1 pseudogene is annotated in these 374 nt (G+C 49.7%); it reads right to left on the bottom strand.

The features are described 5' to 3' along the window. A pseudogene (locus tag Q0975_RS28385) lies at positions 1 to 374 on the bottom strand (hypothetical protein); the annotation flags it as partial.

Here is a 374-nt window from a genome sequence, read left to right as displayed (position 1 = left end):
CCCTGAGCTCCAGTTACTCCTTGCGCTCCAGTGATTCCTTGTATTCCCTGTGCTCCAGTTACACCTTGTGCTCCAGTGATTCCTTGTATTCCCTGCGCTCCAGTAATTCCTTGTATTCCCTGAGCTCCAGTTACTCCTTGCGCACCAGTGATTCCTTGTATTCCCTGTGCTCCAGTTATTCCTTGTATTCCCTGTGCTCCAGTTACCCCTTGCGCTCCAGTGATTCCTTGAATTCCCTGAGCTCCAGTTACACCTTGTGTTCCAGTAATTCCTTGAATTCCCTGAGCTCCAGTTACACCTTGTGCTCCAGTGATTCCTTGTATTCCCTGTGCTCCAGTTACACCTTGCGCTCCAGTGATTCCTTGTATTCCCTG

This window comes from uncultured Aquimarina sp. (genome assembly GCF_947500065.1).
Lineage (GTDB): Bacteria > Bacteroidota > Bacteroidia > Flavobacteriales > Flavobacteriaceae > Aquimarina.
This window is presented reverse-complemented; position numbering and strand designations above follow the sequence as displayed.